The sequence below is a fragment of the Kribbella sp. NPDC051620 genome (assembly GCF_044453825.1).
Lineage (GTDB): Bacteria > Actinomycetota > Actinomycetes > Propionibacteriales > Kribbellaceae > Kribbella.
The window spans coordinates 221,581-247,427 of sequence record NZ_JBITDB010000007.1; the positions used below are offsets into that span (position 1 = coordinate 221,581).

The 25,847-nt window shown below is 67.4% G+C and carries 28 protein-coding genes; 16 read left to right on the top strand and 12 right to left on the bottom strand.

Annotated elements, in window-relative coordinates; all coding sequences use genetic code 11:
- Positions 1–52 precede the first annotated feature (52 nt).
- The 6 genes from ACIA12_RS34300 to ACIA12_RS34325 form a co-directional block, all read right to left on the bottom strand.
- The gene (locus tag ACIA12_RS34300) at positions 53–778 is read right to left on the bottom strand and encodes an RRQRL motif-containing zinc-binding protein (protein WP_396371436.1); all 726 of its coding nucleotides are present in this window, start codon (positions 776–778) and stop codon (positions 53–55) included.
- Complete coding sequence (locus tag ACIA12_RS34305; RefSeq protein WP_396371437.1) at positions 778–3,174, bottom strand: type IV secretory system conjugative DNA transfer family protein; 2,397 nt, start codon at positions 3,172–3,174, stop codon at positions 778–780. Before ACIA12_RS34305 ends, ACIA12_RS34300 begins: the two co-directional genes overlap by 1 nt.
- Positions 3,174–3,869 (bottom strand): hypothetical protein, encoded by a 696-nt coding sequence (locus ACIA12_RS34310; RefSeq protein ID WP_396371438.1) that lies wholly within the window; start codon positions 3,867–3,869, stop codon positions 3,174–3,176. The genes ACIA12_RS34305 and ACIA12_RS34310 overlap by 1 nt, the downstream gene beginning before the upstream one ends.
- Entirely contained in the window at positions 3,866–4,381 is a 516-nt protein-coding gene (locus ACIA12_RS34315) for a Pycsar system effector family protein (RefSeq protein WP_396371439.1), read from the bottom strand. Before ACIA12_RS34315 ends, ACIA12_RS34310 begins: the two co-directional genes overlap by 4 nt.
- Entirely contained in the window at positions 4,378–4,785 is a 408-nt protein-coding gene (locus ACIA12_RS34320; protein WP_396371440.1) for a hypothetical protein, read from the bottom strand. Before ACIA12_RS34320 ends, ACIA12_RS34315 begins: the two co-directional genes overlap by 4 nt.
- 113 nt (positions 4,786–4,898) lie before the next feature.
- The gene (locus ACIA12_RS34325; protein ID WP_396371442.1) at positions 4,899–5,147 is read right to left on the bottom strand and encodes a helix-turn-helix domain-containing protein; all 249 of its coding nucleotides are present in this window, start codon (positions 5,145–5,147) and stop codon (positions 4,899–4,901) included.
- Positions 5,148–5,252: 105 nt separating this feature from the next.
- On the opposite strand from ACIA12_RS34325, the gene ACIA12_RS34330 reads away from it, so the two are divergent.
- From ACIA12_RS34330 to ACIA12_RS34345, 4 genes are all read left to right on the top strand, one after another.
- Complete coding sequence (locus ACIA12_RS34330; RefSeq protein WP_396371443.1) at positions 5,253–5,588, top strand: GntR family transcriptional regulator; 336 nt, start codon at positions 5,253–5,255, stop codon at positions 5,586–5,588.
- Between the two features lie 116 nt (positions 5,589–5,704).
- Positions 5,705–6,928, top strand: a complete 1,224-nt coding sequence (locus tag ACIA12_RS34335; RefSeq protein ID WP_396371444.1) for a helix-turn-helix domain-containing protein — start codon at positions 5,705–5,707, stop codon at positions 6,926–6,928.
- 35 nt (positions 6,929–6,963) lie between these two features.
- Entirely contained in the window at positions 6,964–7,425 is a 462-nt protein-coding gene (locus ACIA12_RS34340; RefSeq protein ID WP_396371445.1) for an NUDIX domain-containing protein, read from the top strand.
- A 1,084-nt stretch (positions 7,426–8,509) separates the two neighbouring features.
- Complete coding sequence (locus ACIA12_RS34345; RefSeq protein WP_396371446.1) at positions 8,510–9,637, top strand: sialidase family protein; 1,128 nt, start codon at positions 8,510–8,512, stop codon at positions 9,635–9,637.
- Between the two features lie 40 nt (positions 9,638–9,677).
- Here ACIA12_RS34345 and ACIA12_RS34350 read toward each other — a convergent pair whose 3' ends face one another.
- A complete protein-coding gene (locus ACIA12_RS34350) occupies positions 9,678–10,250 on the bottom strand; it encodes a dihydrofolate reductase family protein (RefSeq protein WP_396371448.1) in 573 nt (190 codons plus the stop codon).
- Positions 10,251–10,337: 87 nt separating this feature from the next.
- Complete coding sequence (locus ACIA12_RS34355) at positions 10,338–11,342, bottom strand: RNA polymerase subunit sigma-70 (RefSeq protein WP_396371449.1); 1,005 nt, start codon at positions 11,340–11,342, stop codon at positions 10,338–10,340.
- A 152-nt stretch (positions 11,343–11,494) separates the two neighbouring features.
- Between ACIA12_RS34355 and ACIA12_RS34360 the strand changes: the two genes are divergently transcribed.
- On the top strand, positions 11,495–12,478 hold the full coding sequence (locus tag ACIA12_RS34360; RefSeq protein ID WP_396371450.1) for a serine hydrolase domain-containing protein: 984 nt from the start codon (positions 11,495–11,497) through the stop codon (positions 12,476–12,478).
- A 219-nt stretch (positions 12,479–12,697) separates the two neighbouring features.
- The gene (locus ACIA12_RS34365; RefSeq protein WP_396371451.1) at positions 12,698–13,042 is read left to right on the top strand and encodes a hypothetical protein; all 345 of its coding nucleotides are present in this window, start codon (positions 12,698–12,700) and stop codon (positions 13,040–13,042) included.
- Positions 13,043–13,095: 53 nt separating this feature from the next.
- Here the strand turns inward: ACIA12_RS34365 and ACIA12_RS34370 are convergent, their stop codons facing one another.
- Positions 13,096–13,758: a hypothetical protein gene (locus ACIA12_RS34370; protein ID WP_396371452.1), complete on the bottom strand. Its 663-nt coding sequence runs from the start codon at positions 13,756–13,758 to the stop codon at positions 13,096–13,098.
- Positions 13,759–13,889: 131 nt separating this feature from the next.
- Between ACIA12_RS34370 and ACIA12_RS34375 the strand changes: the two genes are divergently transcribed.
- From ACIA12_RS34375 to ACIA12_RS34385, 3 genes are read left to right on the top strand one after another with little or no spacing between them, the layout of a single operon-like run.
- A complete protein-coding gene (locus tag ACIA12_RS34375) occupies positions 13,890–15,818 on the top strand; it encodes a histidine kinase (protein ID WP_396371453.1) in 1,929 nt (642 codons plus the stop codon).
- Positions 15,809–16,459, top strand: a complete 651-nt coding sequence (locus tag ACIA12_RS34380; protein WP_396371454.1) for a LuxR C-terminal-related transcriptional regulator — start codon at positions 15,809–15,811, stop codon at positions 16,457–16,459. The genes ACIA12_RS34375 and ACIA12_RS34380 overlap by 10 nt, the downstream gene beginning before the upstream one ends.
- Before the next feature lie 50 nt (positions 16,460–16,509).
- Positions 16,510–17,205, top strand: a complete 696-nt coding sequence (locus tag ACIA12_RS34385; protein WP_396371455.1) for a hypothetical protein — start codon at positions 16,510–16,512, stop codon at positions 17,203–17,205.
- A gap of 39 nt (positions 17,206–17,244) precedes the next feature.
- On the opposite strand, the gene ACIA12_RS34390 is transcribed toward ACIA12_RS34385, so the two are convergent.
- Positions 17,245–18,408 (bottom strand): hypothetical protein, encoded by a 1,164-nt coding sequence (locus ACIA12_RS34390; RefSeq protein ID WP_396371456.1) that lies wholly within the window; start codon positions 18,406–18,408, stop codon positions 17,245–17,247.
- A gap of 159 nt (positions 18,409–18,567) precedes the next feature.
- On the bottom strand, positions 18,568–19,140 hold the full coding sequence (locus ACIA12_RS34395; RefSeq protein ID WP_396371457.1) for a TetR/AcrR family transcriptional regulator: 573 nt from the start codon (positions 19,138–19,140) through the stop codon (positions 18,568–18,570).
- 78 nt (positions 19,141–19,218) lie between these two features.
- On the opposite strand from ACIA12_RS34395, the gene ACIA12_RS34400 reads away from it, so the two are divergent.
- The 4 genes from ACIA12_RS34400 to ACIA12_RS34415 all read left to right on the top strand — a co-directional run bounded on the left by ACIA12_RS34400 (position 19,219) and on the right by ACIA12_RS34415 (position 22,537).
- Positions 19,219–20,199 (top strand): saccharopine dehydrogenase, encoded by a 981-nt coding sequence (locus ACIA12_RS34400; protein ID WP_396371458.1) that lies wholly within the window; start codon positions 19,219–19,221, stop codon positions 20,197–20,199.
- Positions 20,200–20,364: 165 nt separating this feature from the next.
- The gene (locus ACIA12_RS34405; RefSeq protein ID WP_396371459.1) at positions 20,365–20,688 is read left to right on the top strand and encodes a hypothetical protein; all 324 of its coding nucleotides are present in this window, start codon (positions 20,365–20,367) and stop codon (positions 20,686–20,688) included.
- Between the two features lie 36 nt (positions 20,689–20,724).
- Positions 20,725–21,714: a cation diffusion facilitator family transporter gene (locus ACIA12_RS34410; RefSeq protein ID WP_396371460.1), complete on the top strand. Its 990-nt coding sequence runs from the start codon at positions 20,725–20,727 to the stop codon at positions 21,712–21,714.
- The gene (locus ACIA12_RS34415; RefSeq protein ID WP_396371461.1) at positions 21,707–22,537 is read left to right on the top strand and encodes a fructosamine kinase family protein; all 831 of its coding nucleotides are present in this window, start codon (positions 21,707–21,709) and stop codon (positions 22,535–22,537) included. Before ACIA12_RS34410 ends, ACIA12_RS34415 begins: the two co-directional genes overlap by 8 nt.
- On the opposite strand, the gene ACIA12_RS34420 is transcribed toward ACIA12_RS34415, so the two are convergent.
- Positions 22,528–23,439: a LysR family transcriptional regulator gene (locus tag ACIA12_RS34420; protein ID WP_396371462.1), complete on the bottom strand. Its 912-nt coding sequence runs from the start codon at positions 23,437–23,439 to the stop codon at positions 22,528–22,530. The two genes, ACIA12_RS34415 and ACIA12_RS34420, sit on opposite strands and share 10 nt — an antisense overlap.
- 128 nt (positions 23,440–23,567) lie before the next feature.
- On the opposite strand from ACIA12_RS34420, the gene ACIA12_RS34425 reads away from it, so the two are divergent.
- The 3 genes from ACIA12_RS34425 (at position 23,568) to ACIA12_RS34435 (ending at position 25,827) form a co-directional block, all read left to right on the top strand.
- Positions 23,568–24,278 carry an SDR family NAD(P)-dependent oxidoreductase gene (locus ACIA12_RS34425; protein ID WP_396371463.1) on the top strand — a complete coding sequence of 237 codons (711 nt, stop codon included), beginning with the start codon at positions 23,568–23,570 and terminating at the stop codon, positions 24,276–24,278.
- Between the two features lie 62 nt (positions 24,279–24,340).
- Positions 24,341–25,471, top strand: a complete 1,131-nt coding sequence (locus tag ACIA12_RS34430; RefSeq protein ID WP_396371464.1) for a YbfB/YjiJ family MFS transporter — start codon at positions 24,341–24,343, stop codon at positions 25,469–25,471.
- Complete coding sequence (locus ACIA12_RS34435; protein ID WP_396371466.1) at positions 25,468–25,827, top strand: hypothetical protein; 360 nt, start codon at positions 25,468–25,470, stop codon at positions 25,825–25,827. The genes ACIA12_RS34430 and ACIA12_RS34435 overlap by 4 nt, the downstream gene beginning before the upstream one ends.
- Positions 25,828–25,847 lie beyond the last annotated feature (20 nt).

Here is a 25,847-nt window from a genome sequence, read left to right on the forward strand (position 1 = left end):
CCCTGCACTGTGAGCCGCGCGGCGAGCTCGTCGTAGGTCGCGGCCGGGGTTGTCATGCCACGCCCCTCTCGTCGTAGGTCCATTGCTGATCGGTGCTCGCGTCGGCCTGATCGGTGGCGCGCTGGGCGTCGTCGTCGGCGTGCCAGCGCGCCAGCTCCTCATCGCGCTGTGCCGCCTCGGCGGCAGCGATTCGGTCCGCAGTACGGGCCAGCGCCTCAGCGGCCCGCCCTGCCGCCACCACCGGTTGATCGGACCCGTCGTCGTCGGCCTGCACCGCGCCGTCGGTGTCGCTGGTGTCGACCTGCTTGGTGGTGTCGGCCCGGCCAGTGGTGCTTTGGGTCTGCCAGTCGTGGACAGTGCGCCAGCCGTCCGTGCCGCCCGCGGTGGGTGCGACGCCGGCGGTGTGGCAGTCGCCGCACAGCTGGTCGGTGGTGCGCACGTAGTGCTCGACCGGGCCGCACTCGGCGCACACCTTCCGCGCCGCCAGCGCCTTCTCGACGGCGTCGAGCTGCTTGGCGGTCGGGGTCCGCTTCTGCTTGGCCTTTGCGTCCACGTACAGCCACGCGAACCGCTGATCGCGTTTCCACGTCAGCCGCGCGAACGGCTCCTGACCGCCCCGGCAAAGCCCCCGTGCGCGGAGCTGCCGACGGGTCGACAACCCGGCTGGGGCCTGCCCGAACTGGAACTCCGGCAGGCCGTTGCGGACCCGGCCCGGCCACGACCGGCCGTCCCACAACTCCACCCACTGAACGCCTGGGCGCTCGTCGTGTGTCGTCATCACTGGCCGCCGTTGTCGTCGCGGCCGACCAGCGCGCGCTCTGCTGTGCGGGTCGTGTCGCGGGCGGCGAGCGCCGCGCGGGCCTGGCGGGTCGATCGGTTCAGGCGGCCTCGGGCTACCAGTTCACGCAGCGGGTCGGTGGTGTCCAGCCACGACATCGCGGCGGCGACCCGGCTCCGCATCCCAACGGCGGCACGTGCTGCATCGGGGACCGGGTCGACGACATGGCCGCCGGCCGCGACCTGTGCGTCACCGGTCAGCGGCGCGAGCATCCACGAGCACCGCGACAGCAGCCACTGCCCGGCCCCGTCGACCGCCCGCTCGGCTGCCGCCGTACCGGCCTTGACCAGGGGCAGCTCGAGGAACCAAACGCGGGCTGCTTGGGCCTTCGCGGCGTACCGCTCGGCGCGGACATCCCAGGTCTGGTAGTACATCCGGGTCTTGACAACGACCGGCGGCATGTTGTTGCTGATCACCAGCATCTGCCGCGCCCGCAGCTCTCCGACCTGGCCCGGCGTCAGCACCGGCGTGCGGCGCAGGGATTCCTGCTTGGACCCCGTGGCGCGGTCGCGGGTGATGGCCGGTTCGTCGCGTTCACCGGCCAGCGTCGACCAGTACTTCAGGTCGTCGTCGTCGCCGGACCCGCCGAACACGACCTTGGTCGCGGTGTTGGTCAGCAGCGAACCGGTCGCGGCGTCACCGAACCGCTTGCGCAGTTGCGCCCTGGACTGGGCCGCGATGTGCATGCAGATCCCACGCGACCCGAAGTCGCCCGACCACTTGTCCAGCGGGATCAGGCAGATCAGCGCGGCCTCGTCCAGCACCATCGTCAGGAACGGGTCGAGGCGCTGCCCCGGCAGGCCGGCAGCGATCTGCTCGGCCCGACGGGCCAGGTCAGCGGTCAGCGACGTGACCAGTGGCGCGATCTTGTTGTCGTCCTTGCCCAGCAGGTACACCGAGCCGTGCGTCGCGAGCAGCGTCTCGATGTCGAACTGCTGCCCGCCCGGCGCGGACGCCTCGACGGCCGACTCGACCGACAGCCACGACAGTGCGGGCATGATCCCGGTCGTGATCGAGGACTGGGTGGCGGGGTTGTTCTTGAAGAACTGCGTCGCGTCCGACATCATCCCTTCGGCCTTCTTACCGGCCAGCTTCAGCTCGTAGAGCACCTCGCGCATCGCGTGATCCGTCGGGGACGCGACCCAGCGCTGCACGTCGTACATCGAGTAGCCGCCCAGCGCGGCGGCGTGCAACAAGGCCTTCAAGACGTGCTTGGCGAAGCCGTCCCACCGTTCGCCGCCACCGTCGGTCGAACGCCCCACGCCGTCGATCAGGTCGGCGGCGCGGTCCATCGCGGTGGCCGCGACCTCGCACCCGTTCAGCGGGTTGAACCGGACGAACGTCACCCGGTCGTCGGCGGCCAGCGCCGCCGCGAGCTTCGATCCGGGCTGGATCACACCGGACGGGTCGAAAAGCCACACCGGGCCACGTTGAGCGCGCCGCTGGTAGGTGTGCTCCAACAGGTCGAGCTTGGTCGACGTGGTGATCAACGCGCCCGGCGCCTTGCGGGCGTACTTCATGATCTGCTGCGTCTTGCCCTTGCGCGGACCGCCGAAGGTGATCGTGTGATCCTCGGCCGACGACCACACCGAGACCAGCCCGACACGGGCGATCTTCACACCCAGCTCGTCCAGACTGGTCCGGCGCCGCGCCCAGCGCGAAACGTGCGCCAGGTGCGGGCGAAGCTGGGCTGCCTTGCGGCGCAGCACCCGCGCCGACGCGCCCTTGAACACGTCCACCGACGACGCCATTCCGTCTGTCTCCCGGCCGGCCCGGCCGAGCTTGCGCAGCAGGCCTCGCGAGCTCGACCGCGACAACACCACCCGCGCCACCGTCGCCACCAACACGGCGACACCGGCGAGTACCGCGACCCACCACCAGCCGTGCACACCGGCAGAGGCCGGCAGCACCCGCGCGAGCAGTCCCGCATAGACCAGCCAGGCCGCGAACACGGCCCCCGCGCCGACCGTGCGGTTCACCGCGAGCAGACCCAGAGACAGCGCCACCAGTAGCCCGGCCGTGATCAGCCAGCCGCCCGCGCCACCGTCCATGTGCGTAGCCGTGGCGACCGCGCCGGCCAGCAGCAGCCACAACGGCACCGCCAGCAGCAGGCCGGTACCGACCCGCCAAAACAGGAGCAGGCCGGTCACCAGACCTACGCCACCGACACCGGTCATCCACCACCCTGCCCGCACCGCACCGTCCACCAGTCCCACCGGCGCCGAAGCCGAGGGCGCCAGCCGCACCAGCGCGAAACCCGCCAGCACCAGCAGCAGCGACAGGGCCAGAAACTTCGGCATCACAACGCCCTCGCGGGCGGTCGGTCGCCTGTTCATCACTGCACCTCCTCGTCGTCGGACCCGTTCTGGTTGTTGGTTGCCGTCGGCAACGCCGCCAGCGGCGAGACCCGGCCTCGTTCGGTGGCCCGGACAACGACCCAATCGATGTCCGAGGCGGCCTGGATCGCGTCCAGGTCAACGACCCGGTACAGCGCAACCAGCGGGGCAGCGCGCCTGGAACGGCGATACGAGCCGTAGACCCACCGCGCGGCCGTGACCCGCCCGGCGCGGACCAGGTGGTCGAAATCGGCCCGGCGGATCCGCAGGTACACGGCGGCCTCGTCGGCAGTCACGCAGCGACCTGCCTCGATCGCCTCGGCGAGCACCACTCGATCGGCGAACCGCTCGACCTCGCCGCCATCGAACAACGGATTGCCCTTGTAGAAGTCCGTGATCGGCAACACCTCGCGCCGACCCAACTCGAACACCGCGTCAGCAGTCACCTCGCACCCGAGCCGCTCGGCCAGCACCAGCGCTGCCCGCGTCGCTCCCATGTCCGGCAGCGACCCAACCTCGGCCCGGAGCATGTCGGCACGCGCCACCAGCTCGTCGGCCAGCCCGGTCGACCAGCGGCTGCCCAGATCCGGCGCAGGGATCAGGCCTCGCCGCACTGCCCGCGAGACCTGGAAGTCCTGCCAGCCCAAGTGCCGAGCAAGCTGCACCGGCCCGAACGACTTCGCACGCCCCGTCATCGGGCACCACCGATCAGCACGCCGGCCACCGTGAACACGGCACCCGCCCCGGCGGCCACGAACGACACCCGCAACCACTGATGCTTGGCCCACGCAATGCCCGCCAGACGCTTGGCGTGATGGACGACCGCCACCAGCGGCTCGGCGACCCTGTTCGGGCCGTACGTCGGCGCCAGATGGTTGTCGACCAACTGCTCGACCGTGCGGCGGCGGACCGCACCGAAGTACAGAAACTCCCCCGGCAGCAACGCATCACCGGGCTTGTAGAAGCGCGGAACCACCACCAGCAGCGCCGAACCCAGCGCCACCGCCAACGCCACCAGCGCGACACCGAACAACACCCGCGCGACCAGCGGCGCAGCCTCCGACCGTGACACCAGGGTCAGCACCACCGCCGCCAGCGCGGTCTCCACCGTCGCCGCGAAACCCGCCTTCGTGTCGGCCTTGTCGATCGCCTCCTTCGCCGCGTCGTGCATCCGCCACGCGAGCTCAAGCTCAATGCCGCTGCTCATCGGGCCTCACCGGCCACCGGCTCGGTGATCACGTTGGCGGTGTAGGAGTGACGCGCGTTGAACCGCTCCCACGACTCCGGCGAGTAGGCGACGGCCATGACCTCAACCGAACCCATCCGCCGGGCGACCTCGACCCGGCCGTCCTCGTCTGCGACCGGTTCGCCAGGCAGCGCCGCCGCGAGGTGCTCGACAACGGCCAACTGGTCCACGAACCGCTGCGCAGCATCGCCAACAAACAGCCCGTAGAAGCGCGCCTGAACCACCGGCACCGGCAACTCGGGGTGATCGGCCACGAACGCAGCCAGCGCGAACAGATCCCTGATCAGTGCGGCCCGCTCGGCCGGAACCTCCAACATCCCAAACCGCGGCACCCACTCCGTGCCGCCCTGCACCTCGTCAGTCATGCTGTAGACCTCTCGAACTCGTACCTGAGTGATGGGAGAACCGGCCCTGTTCTGGTTGGCGCCTGTGCGGGGCCGGTCTTTGATTTCCTTCTGGGCGGACGACGCCGGTCGCCTCATCCCGTCATCAGCACCGATCGCCAGTCGGCGGTGTCGACAGTCGCGCCGGTGCGTAGGGCCGCTGTGGCCAGTTCGGCGATCGCCTGAGCAGGCACGCAGATGCGTCGCCCGATCCGAACGGCCGGAAAGCTGCCCGCGTTGATGACGCGGTAGAGCGTCATTGCGGAGACGCCCATCAGTTCAGCGGTTTCCTCGACCGTGAGCCACGTCTTCTCCTGCGCTGCGTCGCTTTCAGTTGTTGTCATCGCTACCTCTCCTCAGTTATCTAGTCTTGACTAGACTAGACTAGTCTAGCTGTTCCCGCAATACTAGCCCTGACTAGCTCAGCTAGTCCGGACTACAGTTAGTTCATGAAGCTGAGTGATGCCCCCGGCCCGGCGTACGCACGCGTCGAAGCAACCATCCGCGCGGCCATTTCCTCGGGCGAACTGCAACCTGGCGAGCAACTGCCGGCTGGGCCGAAGCTTGCAACCGAGTTCGGCGTCGCGCTGATGACGGTTCGAAAGGCGATCGACAATCTTCGGGCAGAGGGCCTCCTGCACTCCTCCCACGGAGTAGGAGTCTTCGTCGCGGACGGGAGAAGCGACGCGGGGGGAACCGTCGAACAGCTCCGGCGCGACCTCGACGACCTGCGAGACCGCGTCGCCGCCCTGGAGCAGCAGACGACCGCGTTGCCTCCAGAGTGAGGAGGCGAAATTGAGGCTGCTGGGGAGTCCATAGGGACTAGTGAAAGTGCAGTTGTCCCAAGTAACCCGGAAAAACTTTCCGGGGTCGTTCAGCCTCGGGCTGTCACACTGGTTGCATGCGCGGGATGACAGGGCACCTCAGCCTCGGCGAGCGGATCGCGTGGTACCGCCGCCGGCGTGGGCTGTCACAGGAGGTTGTCGCCGGCCTGGTTGGCCGGACTGTCGATTGGCTCAGCAAGGTCGAGAACGGCCGGATCGAGATCGATCGACTGTCTGTGATCAGAGGCCTCGCCGAAGTACTGGACATCGCGGTTGGTGACCTGCTCAACGAGCCATCTCTCCTTGAGTGGACCGCCGATAGTGGGTCACGAACTGTTCCTGGCCTGCGATCTGCGCTGATGGACTACCAACGGATCACCCAAATGCCCACGCACCATGCTGACGGCCCGCCGCTCCCGCTCGCGCGGCTCGGAGCAAATCTGGATTCAATCTGGCAGGCATACCAAGAGTCTCGCTTCGGCTATGTGACGGGCCATATCGCAGAACTCGTACAGGACAGCCAGCTAGCAGCAAAGTCGTATGAAGGCGACGAGTCCGTGCGCGCGCACGGAATACTTGCCCTCACCTACCAAGCCGCCGCGACGACCCTCATCAAGGTGGGAGAACACGACCTGGCATGGATTGCGTCCGATCGAGGACTCGCGGCTGCGCAGCAGACTGACAATGCCGCTGTGCGAGGATCGCTTTTCCGGTCGGTCGTGCACACGCTTCTCTCAACTGGTCGGTATAGCGAAGCTGTACACCTGACAGAGCACGCCGCGGACGTCCTCTCTCCAGAACTGGACGATGCCGACGACACCATGCTCTCGGTTTACGGGACCCTCCTCTTGGCCGGTTCGATGGCTGCGGCGAGGGCCGAGAACCGCGATGCCACCCAGACCTTCCTCGACACCGCCGCGGATCTCGCTCGACGTCTTGGACGGGATGACAACCGTCTGTGGACCGCTTTCGGCCCAACCAACGTTGCCATTCACCGAGTCTCGACGGCCATGGAGCTAGGCGACGTTCAGGTGGCGGCCGATCTCGGCCCGCAGATCAACACAGCTTCGATGCCGATCGAACGTCGCGTCCGCCATGAGCTTGAGATCGCTCGTGCGCTGAACATGAGGAACCGAACTGGCGATGCTCTCAGCAAGCTGCTCGAGGCCGAGCAGCTCGCACCTGAACAGGTTCGGTATCACTACATCAGCAGACACCTGGTCCAGAGCTGGATCCGGAATCAACGTGGAAAGCCATCGGTGGGTCTAGCCGGCCTCGCGCAGCGGATCAACGTCGTGTAGCTGGAGCCTCGACGCAGTCCTCTAGAGTCGGGTTCGTGAGTACTGACACCGCTTTCACAGTCGCTCAGCCGCGAGTCGCTGCCGGCGCCATCTTTCGTGACCTGGCTGGCGCAGTGCTCCTAGTCAAGCCGAACTACAAACCCCTCTGGGACTTACCTGGCGGCTACGTCGAGCCCGGTGAGACCCCCCGCGAGGCATGCGCCCGCGAGGTATTGGAAGAGCTTGGCCTGCAGCGCGCAATCGGTAGCCCACTGGTTGTTGACTGGGCCCCTGCGCCCGGTGAAGGCGACAAGCTCCTGTTTGTTTTCGATGGTGGGCAGATCTCACCATCGGAGCTCGACCGCATCAGACTTCAGGCGGCCGAGATCGACGCCGTGGGTATGTTCATGCCGCAGGAGTTCCCTCAGGTTCTCCCTGCTCGCTTGCAACGAAGAGTTGCCGCCGCGCTCGATGCGCTATGGCGCGCCCAGACGATCTATCTGGAGCCGACTCGTTGACGTTGGGGGCCGACGCTGGCCTGCGCACCGCATCGACGCAATCAGCCACTGCTCACGGGTCGCGTGACATGGTTCGTGACGCGAACTGGGGTCAACCAGAGAGGGAGAAGGACACCAAACCGGTGCCGGGCGACACTGGTGACGCCTATGGTGGGCCAGTGAGACTGCATCGCGCAGCCTTTTAATCCGCGGGTTGTCGGTTCGAGTCCGACGGGGCCTACCACCTCACCCGTACGACCGCCGCCCCCGCGCGGCTCCTCCGTCGCCGTGCTCCCCACCCCCCGCCTACCTCGCTCCTCCGTCGCTCGTCCGACCGCCGCCCCCGCGCGGCTCCTCCGTCGCCGTGCTCCCCACCCCCCGCCTACCTCGCTCCTCCGTCGCTCGTCCCGCCGCCGCGACCACCACACCCGTCGCCGACAGCCAGGCCCACCCCGCCAGGCTCCGCACCCCGGCGGTCTCACCTGACGGCCCAGCACCTTCACTGCGCGTCCGCCATCGGCGCCTTCACGGGCATGGCAGGTGGAGGCGCGATCCGCCGGGGCCGGCCGTTATCGGTGGAAGTTCGTTCGGCATTGCTTCGGGGTGTGGTTGGGCGCAGGGTGGGTGGGTTGGGGATGGGGCGATGACATAGGCCCGGCCGCTCGAGGAGCGGAGGCGTCGTTGGGGCAGGCTGACATTCGCCACCGTTGGCGGGGGCGGCGATGGCCGACGGGACGGGAATTATCTTGTGAGCAGTTCGCAGCGACAGGGACGGAATCGGCGAACACGTCTTGCTATTGGGCTGAGCGGGCTCGCCTCGGTCTCGCTCGTGGCGGCGACTACCGCTGCGGCGGCGGACCGATCGGCCCCGGCTGGCACGCAATACTCGGCGCCGACTGGTGCGCAATACAGGGTTAAGACGCTGACTGCGGTCTCTGGGCCGACGCCGTTCCCGGTGGGCTGTCCGGGGGCCTTTCACGATGAGCTCAAGGTCGATGGGCTTGTGGTTGAGCCGGCCATCGCGGTCAACCCGAGGAACCCACGCAACCTCGTTGCCACCTGGAAGCAGGACGTCTCTCCGGTTTGGAATGCCCGGGATGATGTCGTGGCTTCCTCGTTCGATGGCGGCAAGACGTGGCGCCGCACCACCATCCCGGGGCTCACGCGCTGCACCGGCGGCAGCTCCGACACCGCGAGCGATCCCTGGGTCTCCTTCGGCGGCGACGGTACGGCGTACTTCGGCGGACAGGCCGGACTCATGTCCACCGAGCCGGAGGAGATCGCCATCGTCGCCGGCCATTCGAACAACGGCGGTCGTCGATGGGCTCCACCGGCGACAGTCGCTCCCGGACTCGGGGGTAACGAGCAGCCCGCGATCACCGGCAGCCCCACGCGATCGGGCCATGCCTACATGACCTGGTCCAATTTCCGCCTGGACGTCGATCCGCCGTGGACGAACACTGTCTCGTTCGCGCGTACTCGCGACCGCGGGGTCACGTGGTCGCGGCCCGTTCTCGTGGACCGTGCCGGGCCGTTCGCAATTGACCAGGCACCGCGAATCCAGGCCCTGCCGGACGGATCCTTGCTGGCGATCTTCGCCCGCGCCGACTTCGAGACCCAGCGAGCGTCCATCCAAACCGCGCGCTCACTCGACGAGGGTCGTACCTGGCTGCCGCCCGTCGAGGCCGGTTTCAAGCCGCTCGCCGGGGAGTTCCACGACCCCGAGACGGGTGAGATCCTCCCGCAACCGGGCTACCCCAGCTCGACCGTCGGACCTGACGGCACCGTCTACGCCGCCTTCGAGAACAGCTCTTCCCCTACCGCCGGTGGAATCGGAATCGTGAAGTCCGGCGACGGCGGGCGCACCTGGACCGGGATCACACTGCCCGGCGTGAGCGCCTTCGCCTTCGAGCCCGCGATCGCCGTCGACAAGCACGGGACCGTCGGAGTGATCTGGTACGACCTGCGCAACGACCGCCCCGGCGACGGAGCAACAACAGCCGATCTGTGGTTCTCATCCTCCAAGGACGGCGGCGCGACCTGGCGGCAAATTCATGTCGCCGGGCCGACCGATCTGCGCACCGCGGCACCTGACGCGCTGAACAGGTTCGGGGAATACCAAGGCCTGGCAGGACTCCCGACCGGCTTCGCCGCCATCTTCGGCCTGTCGACGCCGCAAGCCCGGAACGGGCCTACGGACATCTTCTTCGCACACATCGCCCCAGGCAGATGAGGCCACGTTCCAGAACTACGCGGGTAAGAGTGCGCGTCGGCTACCGGACGGTCTCGTAGGTGAGGAATGCGAGGCCATCGCCGAGGGACCGGGTGCCGCTCAGGCGCAGCGCCACTTTGTCGCTGGTCTCGCTGAAGAGGCGTTCCCCGGCGCCGAGCACGACAGGGAACACCACCAGGCGGAGTTCGTCGACCAGATCGTGCTCGAGCAGCGTGCGCACGAGTTGATAGCTGGCGTAGACGAGGATGTCCCCGGTCGACTCGTGCTTCAGCTTGGAGGTCTGTGAGATCACGTCGCCGCTGAGGACCGTCGCGTTGTTCCACTTCGCTTCCTCGAGGGTCGAGGAGACCACGTACTTCGGCATGCTGTTCAACCTGTCCGCCCATTCGCCGGTACGCCCGTTCCACCGGGAGGCGAACCACTCATCGCTGCGCCGACCCAGCAGCAGTGCCTGAGCATTCATCGCCTCGTTGGTCTCCAACCTCGTCCACGCTTCGAGGTCCTTGCCGCCGAACTCGCCGAACCAGCCGCCGAGGCGGAAACCTTCCTGCCCGTCCGGGTCCTGGATGACCCCGTCGAGCGACATGTTCGTGCTGATCACGATCTTTCCCATGGCAGTACTCCTTGTTCCGTTGGGTCAGTGCTGACGGTGTAGACACCGGACCGACGCGGAACTGATCGGAGCGGAACGCGGGCCTGTCTACTGTCCGGGAAGCGACAGCGGCAGCCCGAACCACGCCAACTCACTGGACTCGAACCGGATCATCGCCCTGATGCGGTTGCCCGCGAGCGTGACCGCGAACAGGCCGGTCGCGTGGCGAGTTCCGTCGGGTCCGAGGACGTAGGCACCGAACGCGGGCTGACCATTGGCTCGCGTTGGAACGAGGCTGTACCTGCGGGCTGGGATGAGCAGGAGCTCGAAGAACCGGGCCGCTGGTTCCCTGCCTTCGTACTCGAGCCGCATCGGTGGCATCGACAAGAAGACGTCGTCGGTGAACAACTCGACGAGAGCCGGGATGTCGGCCGACTCGTAAGCCCGGACGAACCCGGCCACGAGAGCGTCCTCCGCCGGCGATCCCGCAGCGGGGGACGACTCCTGCGGCAGCCGCGCTTGTCGTCGATCCAGGCTCGACCGTGCCCGCGCGAGCGCGCTGTTGACCGACGGCACGGTGGTGTCCAGCATGTCGGCGACCTCGTTCGCGTGGAAGCCGAGGACATCACGCAGGACCAGAACCGCCAGTTGCCGGGGAGGGAGCAACTGCAGTGCGGTCACGAATGCCAAGGAAATGGACTCCGTCTGCTCGTAGCGCGCCGCCGGCCCGACGGGCAGATCGAACGCACCATCCAGCAGTGAGTCGGGGAACGGTCCGAGCCAGACGACATCACCGAGTTGCGTCGGTTCGGGCGGCTCGACCCCGGGAATGTCCCAGGCCTTCGCCGGTCGCCTGCGAGCCGCACGGAGCGCGTTGAGGCACTTGTTGGTCGCGATCCGGTACAGCCAGGTGCGGATCGACGCCTGCTCATTGAAGGCAGCAAGGCCCTGCCAAGCAGCCAGCAGGGTGTCCTGCAACGCGTCTTCGGCGTCCTGAACCGAGCCCAGCATCCGGTAGCAGTGCACATGCAACTCACGGCGGTGCGGCTCGGTCAGCGCCCGGAACGCCTCCTCGTCCCCGGACCGCGCTCTCGAGATCAGGTCAGTTGTCATCACATCCACCTCTCCCTCGTCGGACCGGCCGGCCTGCCCATCGTCGTACAGACACCACCAGAGAGCAGAACTGATCGCGGTCCGTCCGGCGAGCAGGGCCGGCGCCCCTAAATGAGTTCGGGGTGGGTGCGGGCCGGGGTTAATCTGCGGGAATGGCACAGGGGGATATCGACAGGATCGCTGGGGAGACCGGGTTCTCTGGGGTGGTTTGGGTTGATCGCGGTGGGGAGGTCGAGTTCGCGAAGGCTTATGGGATGGCCAATCGCGCTTACCGGGTGCCCAACACAGTGGATACCAGGTTCGGGATCGCCAGTGGCAGCAAGGGGTTCACCGCGCTGGCGGTGGTGTCGTTGGTCCGGGACGGAATGTTGGGGCTGGAGACGACCGCCCGATCGCTGCTCGGCGAAGACCTGCCGTTGATCGCGGATGATGTCACTGTTGAGCATCTGCTGACTCATACATCTGGGATCGGGGATTACCTGGATGAAGAGGCTGGTGGGGAGATTACTGACTACTTTGTCGGTGCTGCGCAGGAGTTGACTACGACTGAGGCGTTTTTGCCGTTGTTGGAGGGGCATCCCAGTAAGTTCAGGGCTGGGGAGCGGTTTGCTTACTGCAACGGTGGGTTTGTGGTGTTGGCGTTGCTGGCGGAGCGGGCCAGTGGGGTGGGGTATCACGAGCTGGTGAGGGACCGGGTCCTGAGGCCGGCTGGGATGGGCAGGACCGACTTTCTGCGTGGGGATGAGTTGCCGGGGGATGCGGCGGTGGGGTATCTGCCGATCGACGGGGTGGACCGGTCCAATGTGTTTCATCTGCCGGTGATGGCCAGTGGTGATGGCGGGATCCACAGCACGGCGGGTGACATCTCCAAGTTCTGGCGGGCGCTTTTCGCCGGCGAGATCGTGGAGGCGGTTGACGAGGTTGTCCGGCCACGGGTTGACCTGTCGGAGGAGCAAGGCAGGCGGTACGGGCTGGGGTTCTGGCTGGACGCGAAGACCGACACGGTGATGCTGGTCGGGTCCGACGCGGGCGTTTCGTTCAAGTCGACGCATGATCCGCGGACGGGGACGACCTGGACCGTACTGTCCAACACCTCCCCTGGCGCCTGGCCGATCGCCCGCGCCCTCACATCCTGAGCAGAAGCGGCACCTCGCAGCAGACACCGAACGGCGTCTCCTCCTCAATCTGACGGCCGGACCGCAAAGCCGGCGCCATCGGCTTGAACATCGCGCGATTTGTACAGGTTCACGGGCCTGTGCGAGTTGCAATTTCCGGACCCTTGACTACCGGTGACGTTGGGAGGAGCGTCGGGGCCAGGGGAGCCCATCGGGCTTGTTTCAAACGGGGGAGGAATCATGGTGGACGGCGGACGGTGGATTCTGGTGTTCGGTTTCGGCACCTTGTTGTTGTTCGGCGGAATCTACCTCTTTATCGACCGGCGCCGGAGGGACCGGAGCAAGGGGCATTTCAATATCACCTTCGCGCGTTTGTTCGGGTTGATCACGGTGGCGGTGCTGGGTGGCTCACTGGCGTTCTTGGGGAAGGACGAGCAGTTCACGACCTCCGCCTTCACCCTGCTGGGCACGATCGCTGGGTACCTGGCCGGCGCGAAGGCGACGACTGGCCCCCCTGTGCCTCCTGACGAGGGCGGACCCGACAAGCCTGCTGCGGAAGGCTTCAACGTCGAACAACATCTCTGAGTCGAGCCAAGTTGCGCGGACGACGGAGCAGGCCCACAGGCGTGGTACCTGGGTTAGGTCCTGGTGGGCTGGCGCCAGATGGCGATCGCCAGGCAGAGGGACCAGAGCAAGGACAGGATGATGGTGAACTGGCCGATCATCATCAGGCTGGCGACCAGGATGACGGCAGACGCGGCCAGGCCTACGTACGCCTGCCATTTGGCCAGGACTGCCGTTCGCAGGATGACGATCGAGATGGCGAGGATCGTCAGGCCGAGGGCCAGCATGGCGACGCTGCCCATCAGGTTGTAGGTGAAACCGGTGGAGTAGCGCAGTACTTCGAGGCCGGGCAGAGGCTCTCCATCGACCTTGACCAGGTGGCCGACCACTCCGCGCAGGGCCGCGCTGACGAGCAGCGTGGTGCTGAAGATCAGGCCCATCGAGCGGGCGAATGCCATCCACTGGACGGCCCGCGTACCGGCGGTGAGCGTCTTCAGGTAGTTCATCAGTACTACGAACAGCACGGCCGCCGCGATTGCGCAGTACTGCGAAACGATGCCGGCCAACTGGCTGCTGCTTTGCTGCCACCAGGCGAGCAGCGTCTCGTCGGAGGCTTTGTGCGGGACGTCGACGCTGGCGACGGTCCAGAAGAACGCGACGGCGAAGAGCACGGCCGCGGCCGCGGCGACCTTGACGGCCGAGCTCCTGGAGGTACGAATGCTTGTCGTGGTTGCCATGATGGAACTCCTTGGTTCGAGGTAGCTCCAGCGTCGGACGGCCGGCTCGAGCGGACGACCGAGCAGGCACCCGACTTCGCGTCAGGGCTGTCCCTGAGTACTCCGGGCGCTTTTGCTGCCACTATGACGAGATGGGCACGACAGCGCGGGTGCTGGCACGGGTGGTCACCTGGCCGCTCGCCCCTGCGCTCGTCGCCGGGCAGGTGGCGATCGGCGAACGGGTGGACGGCGGAGCCGGCGATGTCGTGTACCTCGTCGCCATGCTGGTCTGCTGGGTAGTCGGTGTCATGCTCACCTGGCGGGTCTTCGAGCAGGCCGCCGGCTGGGCTTTCCTGGGGCTCGGTACCGCTCTGGCGTGGAGCGGGTTCGCCGAATTCGCCGCCGACTCAGCACTGAAGAGCCAGGCGTCGTACGGCCCACTGATGGCAACGTTCAGCGACACCAGCTTCGCCTGGTGGTTCCTGTTCCTTGCCCTGGGCATCCAGTTCACGCCGGCTGTCCGGCCGGCCTCGCGGATTCTGCCGGTGCTGACGGTTGCCTGCGGCATGGTGTTCCAAATCGCCGCACTGTTTCGCTCCACTCATCTCGATCAGCCGTACGAGGACCTCGTCAGCCCGTGGGCGGTCGCGAGCTTCGCCGGGCCGATCGCGCTTCTGGCAGCGATCTCGGTGACCCTGCTCGGCCTCTGCCTGCTCGCATCCGTCTATGTCCTCGTCGCGGCTTTCCGCCGGGCAAGGGGTGAGGCCCGCCGGCAACTGCTGTGGCTGGTGGCCGGAGCGACTCCACTTGCACCGGCTGTCGTCGCCTCCTTCGCGGTCTCGTACGCCGGATTCGAACAAGCCGCCGGTTGGCTGTTGAGTGTCTGCATCATCACCCTCGCGCTGGGGGCGGCCCTGTCCGTGGCGAAGTATCGCCTGTACGACGTCGAGCGGATCGTCACCGACTCAGCCGCGTACGCGATCTCGACCGGCGCTGTCATCGCCGCCTTCAGCACCGTCGTCGTGGTCATCACCAAGAGCCTTCCCGTACGGCCCGACGCGCAACTCCTGACGATCCTGGCGACGTTGGCTGCTGCCGGGGTCGCCCGCCCGGCGTACACGTGGGCCCGGCGGCTGGTCGACCGGCGCTTCAACCGTCGTCGCTTCGATGCCGTCCAGATCGTCCGGGCGGGCCTCAAGGAGTCGGCCGATCTCGGCGCGCTGCTGGTCGAGGCGACCGGCGATCCTCAAGTACGGGCACTCTTCCCGGCCGACGACGGCTGGGTCACCTCGGATGGCCGCGTCGCCGTGCCCAGCCCCGATTTCGTCGACGTACTGCGGCAGGGCAACGTGAGCGCGCGGATCGAGTTCGACCCGTCGCGGGTCGATCGCGGCGTCGTACAGGCCGTCGTGCACGAGGCCTCCGCCGAGATCGACAACCTGGGGCTGCGGGCCGAACTCGCCAAGCAGGTCGAGCAGATCACCGAGTCGCGGGCCCGGCTGGCCGGCGCTCATCTGGAGGAGCGCCGCCGGATGGAGCGCGATCTCCATGACGGGGCTCAGCAGCGGATCCTCGCGATCGCTCTCCAGCTCCGATCCGCCCGGGTCAACGGCGCCGAGCCGGTACTACGGGCCGAGGTCGATCGCGCCATCACGGATCTCGCCCTCACCGTGCAGGAGCTCCGCGACCTGGCCAGTGGGCTGCAACCGGCCGCGTTGGCTGGTGGGGGTCTGCGGGCGGCGACCGATGAACTGGCCAGCCGGATTCCGGTGAGGATGAAGCTCGATGTGGTTGACCGGCGATTCCCGGTGGCTGTCGAGAGCGCGGCGTGGTTCGTGATCGCGGAGGCGGTGTCGAATGCGGTCAAGCATGCGGGGGTGGATGAGGTGGAGATCCGGGTGGTGCAGGACGCGGGCGGGTTGCGAGTCGTAGTACTCGATGAAGGGGTGGGTGGGGTCGATCCGCGGGGACGTGGGCTGCAAGGTCTCGCCGATCGGGTGGCTGCTTTGGGCGGTGTCCTGTCCGTTGGTGACCGGACCGGCGGAGGTACGGAGGTCAAGGCGGTGTTGCCATGCGGGTAGTCATCGCGGACGACTCCGCCCTGCTGCGAGAAGGCCTGGCCCGGCTGCTGGCCGAGTCCGGCGTCGAGGTCTGCGAGACCGTCGCCGACGCCACCGCGCTGATCGCAGCGGTCGATCGGCACCAGCCGGACGTCGCGATCGTGGACATCCGGATGCCTCCGACCTACACGCACGAAGGCGCGGTGGCGGCGATCTCAATGCGCGAACGGATGCCTGAGCTCGGCGTACTCCTGCTCTCGCAGGCAGTCGAAACCCACTTCGCCTCCCAACTCCTGAAGCGCCACGCCGAACGCTTCGGCTACTTGTTGAAAGACCGAGTCGTCGACGTCGAAACCCTGATGGGCGCACTCCGCACGATCGCCGCCGGCGGTACCGCCCTGGACCCGGAAATCGTCCGCCATCTGATGCGCGCCGACTCCGCCGGCGACCCCCTGGCCACCTTGACCGAACGCGAACGCGACGTCCTGGCCCTGATGGCCGAGGGCCGGTCCAACTCCGCGATCGCCGACCGGCTGACGGTCAGCCCCAAGACCGTGGAGAGCCACATCGCCAACATCTTCAGCAAACTGGGCCTTCACGGCGCCCAGGACGACCATCGCCGAGTCCTCGCAGTACTGACCGCTCTGCAGGGCTCGCCCTGAAGAGCGGAGTCGGCTTTGTCGGCACCAGGGCAGTCGTCTAGCTTGAGCCGGTGAATATGCGGCAGATGGTTGCGGGCTGGATGCTGTGCCTTGCGTTGGTCGGTTGTGCGCAGGAGAAGGCCGAGCCCACGCCATTGCCCCGAGCGAGCGTCTCCGGGGTTGACTCGGCGGCGGACGAGGCGGCGGTGGCGCAGGCGTTCACGGCATACCAGAAAGCCCTGGTGGCCAAGGACGGCAAGGCTGCGGCGTCGATGTTGACCGGCGACACCATCGCGTACTACGCCGCGCTCAAGAAGTTGGCCCTGACGGCGAAGGAGCCGTATCTGCGGCGGGCCCGGGTGAGTGATCAATTGGCGGTGCTCTATCTACGGGCAGGCGTGGAGGCGGCGGACCTCCGGCGGTGGTCGGCGACCGATCTGGCGGCCGATGCCGTCCGGCGGGGTGAGCTCAACACCAGCGCGATCGAACGGATGACCGTCGGCGAGGTGAAGGTCTCCGTCGATTCCGCGAGTGTGACGATGATCCTGGACGGCAAGGCGAACCCGTTCTCCCTCACCTTCTGGCGTGAGGGCGGCCGATGGAAGTTCCGGATGATCCCGGTGCTCGAAGCGATCGAGTACGCGATGCGGACCCAGGTGGAGGAGTCGCATCTCACTGAGCGTCAGTTCGTCGACAAGACACTGGCGACCATACTGACCTCCCCCGACGAACTCACCGCCGTCTGGCTCCCAGCCGGCGGAGGCTGACCGATCCGGGTCGATGGATCGACCCGGATCTCACCGCGCCTACGAGTCGGTGGCTGCGAGCAGTTCTTCCAGGGCGGGGCGGGTCATTGGGTGGGCCAGGAGGTCGAGGGTGCCGCGTTCGGTGGTGTCGGCGTGGTCGGCGTCGGTGGGATTGATGGACTCGCAGATGCAGTTGTAAGTCCAGTTGAGCCAGCCGCTGACGGCTACTGCGAAAGAGGAGAGGGTTAGTTTCGGCCAGGTGCCGGCGGCGTCGAGATAACCGTCCCGGAAGGCGATTGCGGCTTTTTCGTTGAAGGTTGGGCGGAGGGTCCACTGGCCCAGGGCTCCGCCGATTTCGAGGGCTGGGGTCAGGGAGCCGGCGAAATCCCATTCGGTGACGATCAGTTCGTCATGGTGGCCGATGCGGACGTGTTCGGGGATCAGGTTGCTGTTGCAGAGGATGAAGTCGGCGGGGTCGGCGTCGAGTTCAATTCGGTTGAGATCTGCGAATGCTGGAAGGGATTCGGCGAGCAGGTCCGCCCAGGGTTTGCCGGCGGCGCGGGCCCGGGCCAGCAGGTCCGACCAGTCGGCGCTGGACTTGCGCGTGGTCAGGTACCAGCTCATCGGGGACTCGCTCGGGATGGCCAGTGTGTGCAGGATTCCGTACGTCGTACCGACCTGGCGCGCGACCGCCGACGGCGTCGGAAGTACCGGCGTCGGGCCGACCTCGAGCCACTCGTGGACTCGCCAGTTCTGTCCTTGCACCGCCTCGATCAAGGAGCCGCGTGGGCTGCGTACCGGTGTCGGCGCGGCGACCCCCGCGGCGACGGCGGCTTCGCGTAGGCGAGAACCCACCTCGGCCTGCTCGGCGGTGATCCAGTCGTAGACGGTGACCGCGAGCCAGCGGCCGCGGTCGGTGGTGATGGACCAGCAGCGGCCCATCGGCGTGAACGACACCGGCGACGGCGCGCCGACCACAGCCCCCAGGCCGAAGGCGGTGGCGAGCGCCTCCGCAAGACCTGCAGGAGCAACCGGTACTGCGGCCGCTCGGCGCTCGACCTCGGATTTCAGTTCGGCCCAGTCCCGCATCCCGTACTCGACTGCCAGCGCCCGCTGCGCGTCGGCCAAGGATGCTGTCGGGTCGGATTCGCGGAGTGCGGCCAAGAGGTCTTTCGCCTCTTTGCGCAGGAACCCCAGGCTCGGCTTGTCAGGCAGGAATCTCACAACGTGTCCTCTCGCGCCCGGACTCGCACAGGCCGCCAAGGAACACGATGCCAATGGTTGGAGAACAGGGTGGCTTCCAGCCTTCCGGCGAGTCTCGGCGCGGCCCCAACCACGCTGACCAAGACGCTATCCGAACCGATCCGGCCGGGTCAACGGCTGTCAGCGGGTCGTGAACTGTCCGGTGATCAAGTCGGTCAGGGCGGCGATCGCTTCGGAGGCGGTTGCCCGGTTGTGAGTCAGCTCGGTGGCCAAAGCTTCCGCAGCCCCAAGGAGGGCTGTGCAGCGGAGATGGAGGCCTTCGGGAGACAGTTCGGAGTACGGGCTCAGCGCCGCTGCCATCGTGGCGGTGTAGGCGGTGAGCAACTCGTGTTGGGTCGGTTCCAGCTCCGGGTTGCCCTTCAGCGCCGCCGAGAGCGGGGCGAACTCTGGGAGGTCCAGGGTGCAGGCGAAGTACGAGGCGCTGATGACGGAGGCGATCGCGTCGATGGTCGCGGGGGCGTCGCGGATCGCCGCCTCGAGAGCCAAGCGGTGGCGTTCGTCGAGGTCGCGGTAGAGGGCCAGCAAGAGGCCCGCGCGGGTGCCGAAGTGGTCGTAGACGATCGGGCGGCTGACACCGGCGGCCTCCGCGAGGGTGACCAGGGTCAGCCCGTCGACTCCGCGCGTGCGCACGAGCCCTAGGGCCACGTCGAGCAGCTGCTCTCGCCTGGCCGTCTTGGTCAACCGCGTGTTCAAAGACCCTCCTTGCGTCCGGCCTCCACTCTAGGCTACAAAGTGTAGGTTACAAAATGTAGCTACGAGTGGAGGCAACAGATGAAACCGGTACTCATCCTTGGCGGCTCAGGTCAGGCAGGAGCCGGCACGGCCAGACTGCTCAGGCAATGGCATCCCGACCTGCCGCTGACGATCGCCGGCCGCGACCTCGCCCGCGCCCAACGCGTCGCCGACGAACTCGGCACCGCGACCGCCCTCACCGTCGATCTGCACAACCTGGAGCTCGCGACCGAGCACTCGGCGGTGGTCGCCTTGCTGCGCGACGATCGTTTCAACGGCCTGCGGTACGCCCAGGACCACGCGATCCCGTACTTCAGCATCTCCAGCGGCCCGATGGAGATCGCCCCGGAAGTTGCCGCCGTCGCCCAGCGCCCGAACGCCTCGGCGGTCATGCTCGCCAGCCACTTCTTCGCCGGCACTGTCGCGCTGGCAACGCTCCAGGCAACCAAAAAGTTCGGGCAGGTGGACAGCATCCACATCGGCGCGATCCAGGACGAGCAGGACATCGGCGGCCCCGCGGCCCTGGCCGACCTGGAGCGGTGGGCCGTGGCCAGCTCGGCCGGACTGGTCCGGCGCGACGGCGTCTTCACCTGGCTGGCCGACGCGCCCCCGGTCGAGATCCAACGCGTCGACGGCACCACGATCCCCGCCCAAACAGTCGCCGGCCTCGACGTCACCGGCCTCGCCTTCGCAACCGGCGCGGCCGACGTCCAACTCGACTTCGCCGTCAGCACCGAGCCCGGGCAGCCGCTCACCGAAGTACGGATTGACCTCGAAGGAACAGACCCAGCCGGTACGCCGATCCGCACCACCCACTCCCTCGTCAACCACTCCGGCCAACGCCCCCTGACCGCCCTCGGCATAGCCCTAGGCATCGAACGCCTACTCGGCCTCCACGGCACCCCCGTCCCACCAGGCATCCACACCCCCGAATCCCTCATCGACCCGACCTACGCGATGAAGCGGCTTGCAGAGGTCGGCGCCGCCTTCGCGGAACTGGAGTGTGCTACGACTGGTTGATGGCGGACGAAGTGGGCGGCGGCAAGCTCCCGCAGGAGCCAGAGGAACCGCTGCCGGGCGGCTGGATCACGCCGCCGCTAACACCGGCACAGACGGCAGGCTTGGTACTCGCGGACTGGATCAGGGCTCACTTCGGCGACACAGCCGGCGGCGTTGAGGGTCGGCGTGATCGCGGCCTTGGTGGTCTATTGGAAGGGCGAGGTTCCGGCCGAGTTACGTCGGCTGGCGGATGAACAGCCGGTGCCGGTGACCTTCGCGCCGGCCGCCTTCTCGTTGGGCGAATTGATGCCTGTCGCCAGGCGCCTGATGACGGATCACAGCGCGATCCTGGAATCGACGGGGCCGGCCAAGGATTTCTCCGGTGTGAGCGCTTGGTTGAAGGATGACGCGCCGACGGCAGCAGTGGAGGCGCTGATCGCGGATGCCGGGGTGCCGGTGGTTTTCGACCGGCCGGGGCGGCGGGGCGATGGCGGGTTCTCCGCGCGTTAGTACCAGCCGTCTGTTCTGCTGTGCTACGACTGGCTGATGGTCGACGAACAGGGTGATGGGCGGCATTTGTTGGCGGAGGTGCCGGGGAGTGGGGCTACCGGGGGTGGCGAGAGTCTGACGACGGTGTTGGTTGCGTTTGGGGCCAATGTGTTGATTGCTCTCGCCAAGTCGGTGGCTGCGTTGGCTACTGGGTCGGCTTCGATCTTGGCGGAGGCGGCGCACTCTTGGGCTGATGCGGGGAACGAGATCTTCTTGCTGGTCGCCAACCGCAGGGCGCACAAGGCGGCTGATGAACTGCATCCGTTGGGGCATGGGCGTGAGGCATATGTATGGTCGTTGTTCGCCGCGCTCGGGTTGTTCGTGGCGGGTGCCGCGGTGTCGATCACGCACGGGATCCAGGAGCTGATCACACCGGAGCCGGTTGGGCACTTCGTCATCGGGTACGTCGTACTCGCCGTCTCCTTCGTTCTCGAAGGGATCTCGTTCGCGCAGTCGGCCCGGCAGGCGAAGGGTGAGGCGGCCACCTTCGACCGCGATCTGATCGAGCATGTACTTGCCACGTCCGACCCGACGCTGCGCGCGGTGTTCGTCGAGGACGCCGCCGCGCTGGGCGGACTGCTCATCGCCGCCGCCGGTCTCTTTGCGCACCAGCTGACCGGATCGGCGATCCCCGACGCCATCGGCTCGATCCTCGTCGGCCTGCTACTCGCCTGGGTCGCGCTGCTTTTGATCAACCGCAACCGCCGATTCCTGGTCGGCCAGGAAGCCGATCCGAAGGTCCGCCAGGCTGCCCTGCAAGCCATCCTCGCCGCCCCGGAGGTTGCCCGGGTCACCTATCTGCGCCTCGAGATCGTCGGCCCGCGGATGATCTCGGTGATCGGCGACGTCGACCTCACCGGCGACGACACCGAGTCCCACGTAGCCGTCCGCCTCCGCGCCCTGGAAGCCAAGATCAGCGCCTCCCCCGCGGTAGCCGGCGCAGTCCTCAGCCTCTCCGCCCCCGACGAACCCACGCTGAGTGTCTGACCTCAGCGCCGCTCTACCGCCCGGCACGGAGATCCTCGCAGCCGAGCAACTCACTGGCGGCTTCGCCAACACCACCTGGCTGGTGAAGCTGGCCGACCAGACAGTGGTCGTCAAAACAGGTGCTGCCGACTTCGCGACAGAAGCCAAAGGTCTCGCCGTACTGCGAGCCGAGGGCCTCCGTACCCCCGACGTCATCAAGGTGACCGCCAACGCACTAACCCTGGAAGCCCTGACTCCCACCACCCCCGGCACCGACGAGTTCTGGGAAGTCGCCGGCAGAGCCATCGCCACCCTCCACACGAAGACATCCCCGAGGCACGGCTGGCCCGAAAACGGCTGGCTCGGCCGCCTCCCCCAGGAGAACACCTGGGACTCCGACGGCCACCACTTCTTCGCGACCAGACGAGTACTGCGCTATCTCCGCGAGCCCAAAACCCAAGAAGCACTCACGCCCGCCGATCGAGCCGACATCGAGCAGCTCTGCGCCCGATTCGACCAGCTGCTCCCCGATGCGCCGGCCGTCCTGACTCACGGCGATCTCTGGCAGGCCAACGTCATCGCCACCCACGACGGCCGGCCGGCGTTCATCGACCCAGCCGTGAGCTGGACCTGGGCCGAGGTCGACCTCAGCATGATGTTCTGCTCCGGCGGAGTACCGGACCGCTTCTTCGCCGCGTACCACGAGCTCCATCCGCCCGAGCCCGGCTGGCAGCAGCGGATGCGGCTGCTCAATCTCCGCGAACTGCTGAGCGTGGTCGCCCACTTCGGCCCGACCGGTGATTACGTCGAGCAGATCCGAGCCGTCGTCAGGGCCTATCGGTAGGGGTCTTCGACCGGGAGCCAGCACGCCGAGAGGTCTGCGCAGAGGGGTGGGACGTCGTCGGTCAGGGCGTGGATCGTGGATTGGACTGCTGTGCGGGGGTCCGACTGGCGGGACAGGAGTGACCAGGTCCAGTACGGCGCCGGGTTGGTGACTTGGCGTTCGACCAGGTCGGGCGGGGTCGGGGTGGTGGTGCGCTTCGGGTTGTTGAGGACGGGGCGGCGGAGGCGGCGGACGTGTTCGTGGAACGCCGGGCCGGTCATTCCGCCGTCGTCGACGTACTCGAGTCGCGCTCCGGTCGCCCGCGCGAGTTCCTCGGCGTAGTCGTTCCAGGAGGACCAGGTGGCGATGTCGGAGTCGACCAGGATGATGACGTCCTTGGCGAGTACCGGCGAATCGTCGGGGCCGGGCGATACGGCGTACAGGCGGTCGGCGCCGAGGAAGCGGGCCTCGAGTTTGAGCTCGGCCAGCGCGGAGGTCTTGATCCAGGCGATCGCCAGGTCGACGCTGCCGTCAGCGACCCGGGCGGCCTGGGTATGTGACGGCAGGACCCACGCGTCGAGGCGGAGCTGCGCGATGCCGGAGACGCGGGTGATCAGGTCCGGCGGGTGCCAGCTGACGTAGCCGAGGCGGACCGGCTCGGCCTTCGACAGGCCGGCGGCCGAGCGGCGGAGCTCGTCGGCCTGGTTGAGCAGATCACGAGCGGGAGCGAGCAGCGCCTCGCCGGAGGTCGTCAAGGTGACCGAGCGGCGGTCGCGGTCGAACAGCCGGATGCCGAGGTCGCGTTCGAGCGCCTTGATCTGCTGCGACAGCGACGGGCCGGCGATGTGCAGGGTGGCGGCAGCGCGGCCGAAGTTCAGCTCCTCGGCCACCGCGACGAAGTACCGCAGCTGTCGCAGTTCCATTCCCCGATCGTAGGCGCTGCCTACCAGCAGAGAGCCAACAAGTCGTGGAAAGCCGCTCCGCGCCGAGCCACTATCAAGGCAAGGAGAACGATCGCTCTCCCCCGAGAACACAGAGAGAAGAGCAAGCTGTGAGTACCCAGAAAGTAGCAGTCGTCACCGGCGCATCGCAGGGCTTCGGCGCGGGGCTGGTGACCGCCTATCGCAAGCTCGGGTACGCCGTGGTCGCCAACTCGCGCTCCATCCAGCCCTCCGACGACCCGTTCGTGCTGACCGTGGCCGGCGACATCGCCACCCCGGGCACCGGGAACCGGATCATCGAGCAGGGGCTGGCCGAGTTCGGCCGGATCGACACCGTGATCAACAACGCCGGCGTCTTCGTCGCCAAGCCGTTCACCGACTACACCGACGAGGAGTTCGACCTCGTCACCGGCGTGAACCTGCGCGGCTTCTTCGAGCTGACCCGGCGCGCGGTCGAGGCGATGCTCGCCACCGGCGACGGCGGCCACATCGTCAACATCTCGACCGCCCTGGTCGACCACGCCAACTCGAACGTACCGTCCGCGCTCGCCTCGCTGACCAAGGGCGGCCTGAACGCCGTCACCAAGTCGCTGGCGATCGAGTACGCGACCCGTGGGATCCGCGTGAACACGGTCTCCCCCGGCATCATGCGCACGCCGATGCACCCGGTGGAGACCCACGAAACGATGGCCAGCCTGCACCCGGTCGGCCGGATGGGCGAGATCTCCGACGTCGTCGGCGCCGTCACCTACCTCGAAGAGGCGCCGTTCGTCACCGGCACCATCCTCTACGTCGACGGCGGCCAGAGCGCCGGCCACTAGTCACCCGTCCCCGGGCGGGCGGTCCTCACACCGCTCGCCCGGACCTCGAAAGGAACGACAGCATGAAGGCGTGGCAGGTTGGCGCGGCATTGGCGGTGGGGATGGGAGTCGGGCGGTTCGTCTACACCCCGATCCTGCCGCTGATGCAGGCGCAGGCGGGGATGTCGGCGCGGACCGGCGCTCACCTGGCGACCGCCAACTACATCGGCTACCTGATCGGCGCCCTAGCGGCGATCGTGGCGCCCGTCCTGGCCCGCTCCCAGCTTGTACTTCGCTTGTCGCTGCTGACTCTGATCGCAACCCTCGCCCTGATGCCGGCCGGCGGCTGGGTCGCGCTGAGGTTGCTGGCGGGGATCGCCAGCGCACTGATCTTCGTCATCGCCGTCAGCGCGCTCCTCGCGAGTCCGGCGAAGCACCTCATCGGCTGGGCATTCGGCGGGATCGGCGCGGGCATCGCGTTGTCGGGCATCGCAGTACTGATCCTCCGTACGACGGGAACCTGGCAGGACGCGTGGTGGACGGCAGCCGCCCTCTCCGCCATCCTCGCCATCCCAGCCTGGCGACTCCAGACAGCAAGTCCACCAAAGCAGCCCGAGAAAGCTGTCAATCAGCGCAACCAATGGTTCGGGACATTGCTCGCCAGCTACACCCTGGAAGGCATCGGCTACATCATTGCGGGGACCTTCTTGGTTGCCGCCATCAACCAAACGGGCAGCGGCTGGCTCGGCGGCACGGCCTGGGTTCTGGTCGGTATCGCCGCAGTACCGTCCACCGCTCTGTGGGCAGCCCTCAGCCGCACCTGGTCGCGACCCACCCTGCTCTTCACGGCCCTGGTCCTGCAGGCCATCGGTCTAGCTCTGCCTACCGTGGCCGGTGGGGTGGCCCCGGCACTGATCTCCGCGACGCTGTTCGGCGCAACGTTCCTCGGCATCGGCAGCATGGCTCTGGCGATCGGCGCGCACCTCAAGATCCCACGGGCCGTCGCCATCCTCACCACCGGTTACAGCGCCGGACAGATCGTCGGCCCGCTCGCCGTCACCCCGCTTCTCCACGACGGCTACCACCAGGCGCTGCTCATCGGCGCCGCCATCGTCACACTGGCAGCAGTCGCTGCCGGGGTCCTCCGACACCACTTCCCGCACCATCTCGGCCCGCTTCCGAGCCGGGTTCAGCTCAAGGAGCTCCAAGCATGAACACCACCAGCATCCTCACCACGGTCCTCGACGCCTGGAAGGCCGGTGTCGACGCCCACGAACCAGAGGCAGTCGCCGAGGTCTTCACCGACGGCGCCATCTTCCAGGGCCTGCACCCGTACAGCATCGGGCCGGTCGGCGTCGCCGAGTACTACGCCTCACAACCCCTGGGCATGAAAGCCGACTACGAGATCCTCGAGTCGCGCCAACTCAGCGACGACCTGGTTCTCGGCTACCTCAAGGTCGCCTTCTCCTTCGTCGACCGCCCCACCCTCGAGGTCTTCCTCAGCATCCTTGCCCGAGGCAACGACAACACCTGGAAGATCGACCACTACCAGGTCTCCAAACTGTCCTGACCTGCTTGCTCGAGGACTCC

Excerpts from the sequence above, each read along its gene's own strand:
- ACIA12_RS34300 (WP_396371436.1), bottom strand. The coding sequence starts at position 778 with ATGACGACACACGACGAGCGCCCAGGCGTTCAGTGGGTGGAGTTGTGG.
- ACIA12_RS34305 (WP_396371437.1), bottom strand. The coding sequence starts at position 3,174 with ATGAACAGGCGACCGACCGCCCGCGAGGGCGTTGTGATGCCGAAGTTT.
- ACIA12_RS34310 (WP_396371438.1), bottom strand. The coding sequence starts at position 3,869 with ATGACGGGGCGTGCGAAGTCGTTCGGGCCGGTGCAGCTTGCTCGGCAC.
- ACIA12_RS34315 (WP_396371439.1), bottom strand. The coding sequence starts at position 4,381 with ATGAGCAGCGGCATTGAGCTTGAGCTCGCGTGGCGGATGCACGACGCG.
- ACIA12_RS34320 (WP_396371440.1), bottom strand. The coding sequence starts at position 4,785 with ATGACTGACGAGGTGCAGGGCGGCACGGAGTGGGTGCCGCGGTTTGGG.
- ACIA12_RS34325 (WP_396371442.1), bottom strand. The coding sequence starts at position 5,147 with ATGACAACAACTGAAAGCGACGCAGCGCAGGAGAAGACGTGGCTCACG.
- ACIA12_RS34330 (WP_396371443.1), top strand. The coding sequence starts at position 5,253 with ATGAAGCTGAGTGATGCCCCCGGCCCGGCGTACGCACGCGTCGAAGCA.
- ACIA12_RS34335 (WP_396371444.1), top strand. The coding sequence starts at position 5,705 with ATGCGCGGGATGACAGGGCACCTCAGCCTCGGCGAGCGGATCGCGTGG.
- ACIA12_RS34350 (WP_396371448.1), bottom strand. The coding sequence starts at position 10,250 with ATGGGAAAGATCGTGATCAGCACGAACATGTCGCTCGACGGGGTCATC.
- ACIA12_RS34355 (WP_396371449.1), bottom strand. The coding sequence starts at position 11,342 with ATGACAACTGACCTGATCTCGAGAGCGCGGTCCGGGGACGAGGAGGCG.
- ACIA12_RS34360 (WP_396371450.1), top strand. The coding sequence starts at position 11,495 with ATGGCACAGGGGGATATCGACAGGATCGCTGGGGAGACCGGGTTCTCT.
- ACIA12_RS34365 (WP_396371451.1), top strand. The coding sequence starts at position 12,698 with ATGGTGGACGGCGGACGGTGGATTCTGGTGTTCGGTTTCGGCACCTTG.
- ACIA12_RS34370 (WP_396371452.1), bottom strand. The coding sequence starts at position 13,758 with ATGGCAACCACGACAAGCATTCGTACCTCCAGGAGCTCGGCCGTCAAG.
- ACIA12_RS34375 (WP_396371453.1), top strand. The coding sequence starts at position 13,890 with ATGGGCACGACAGCGCGGGTGCTGGCACGGGTGGTCACCTGGCCGCTC.
- ACIA12_RS34380 (WP_396371454.1), top strand. The coding sequence starts at position 15,809 with ATGCGGGTAGTCATCGCGGACGACTCCGCCCTGCTGCGAGAAGGCCTG.
- ACIA12_RS34400 (WP_396371458.1), top strand. The coding sequence starts at position 19,219 with ATGAAACCGGTACTCATCCTTGGCGGCTCAGGTCAGGCAGGAGCCGGC.
- ACIA12_RS34410 (WP_396371460.1), top strand. The coding sequence starts at position 20,725 with ATGGTCGACGAACAGGGTGATGGGCGGCATTTGTTGGCGGAGGTGCCG.
- ACIA12_RS34420 (WP_396371462.1), bottom strand. The coding sequence starts at position 23,439 with ATGGAACTGCGACAGCTGCGGTACTTCGTCGCGGTGGCCGAGGAGCTG.
- ACIA12_RS34430 (WP_396371464.1), top strand. The coding sequence starts at position 24,341 with ATGAAGGCGTGGCAGGTTGGCGCGGCATTGGCGGTGGGGATGGGAGTC.
- ACIA12_RS34435 (WP_396371466.1), top strand. The coding sequence starts at position 25,468 with ATGAACACCACCAGCATCCTCACCACGGTCCTCGACGCCTGGAAGGCC.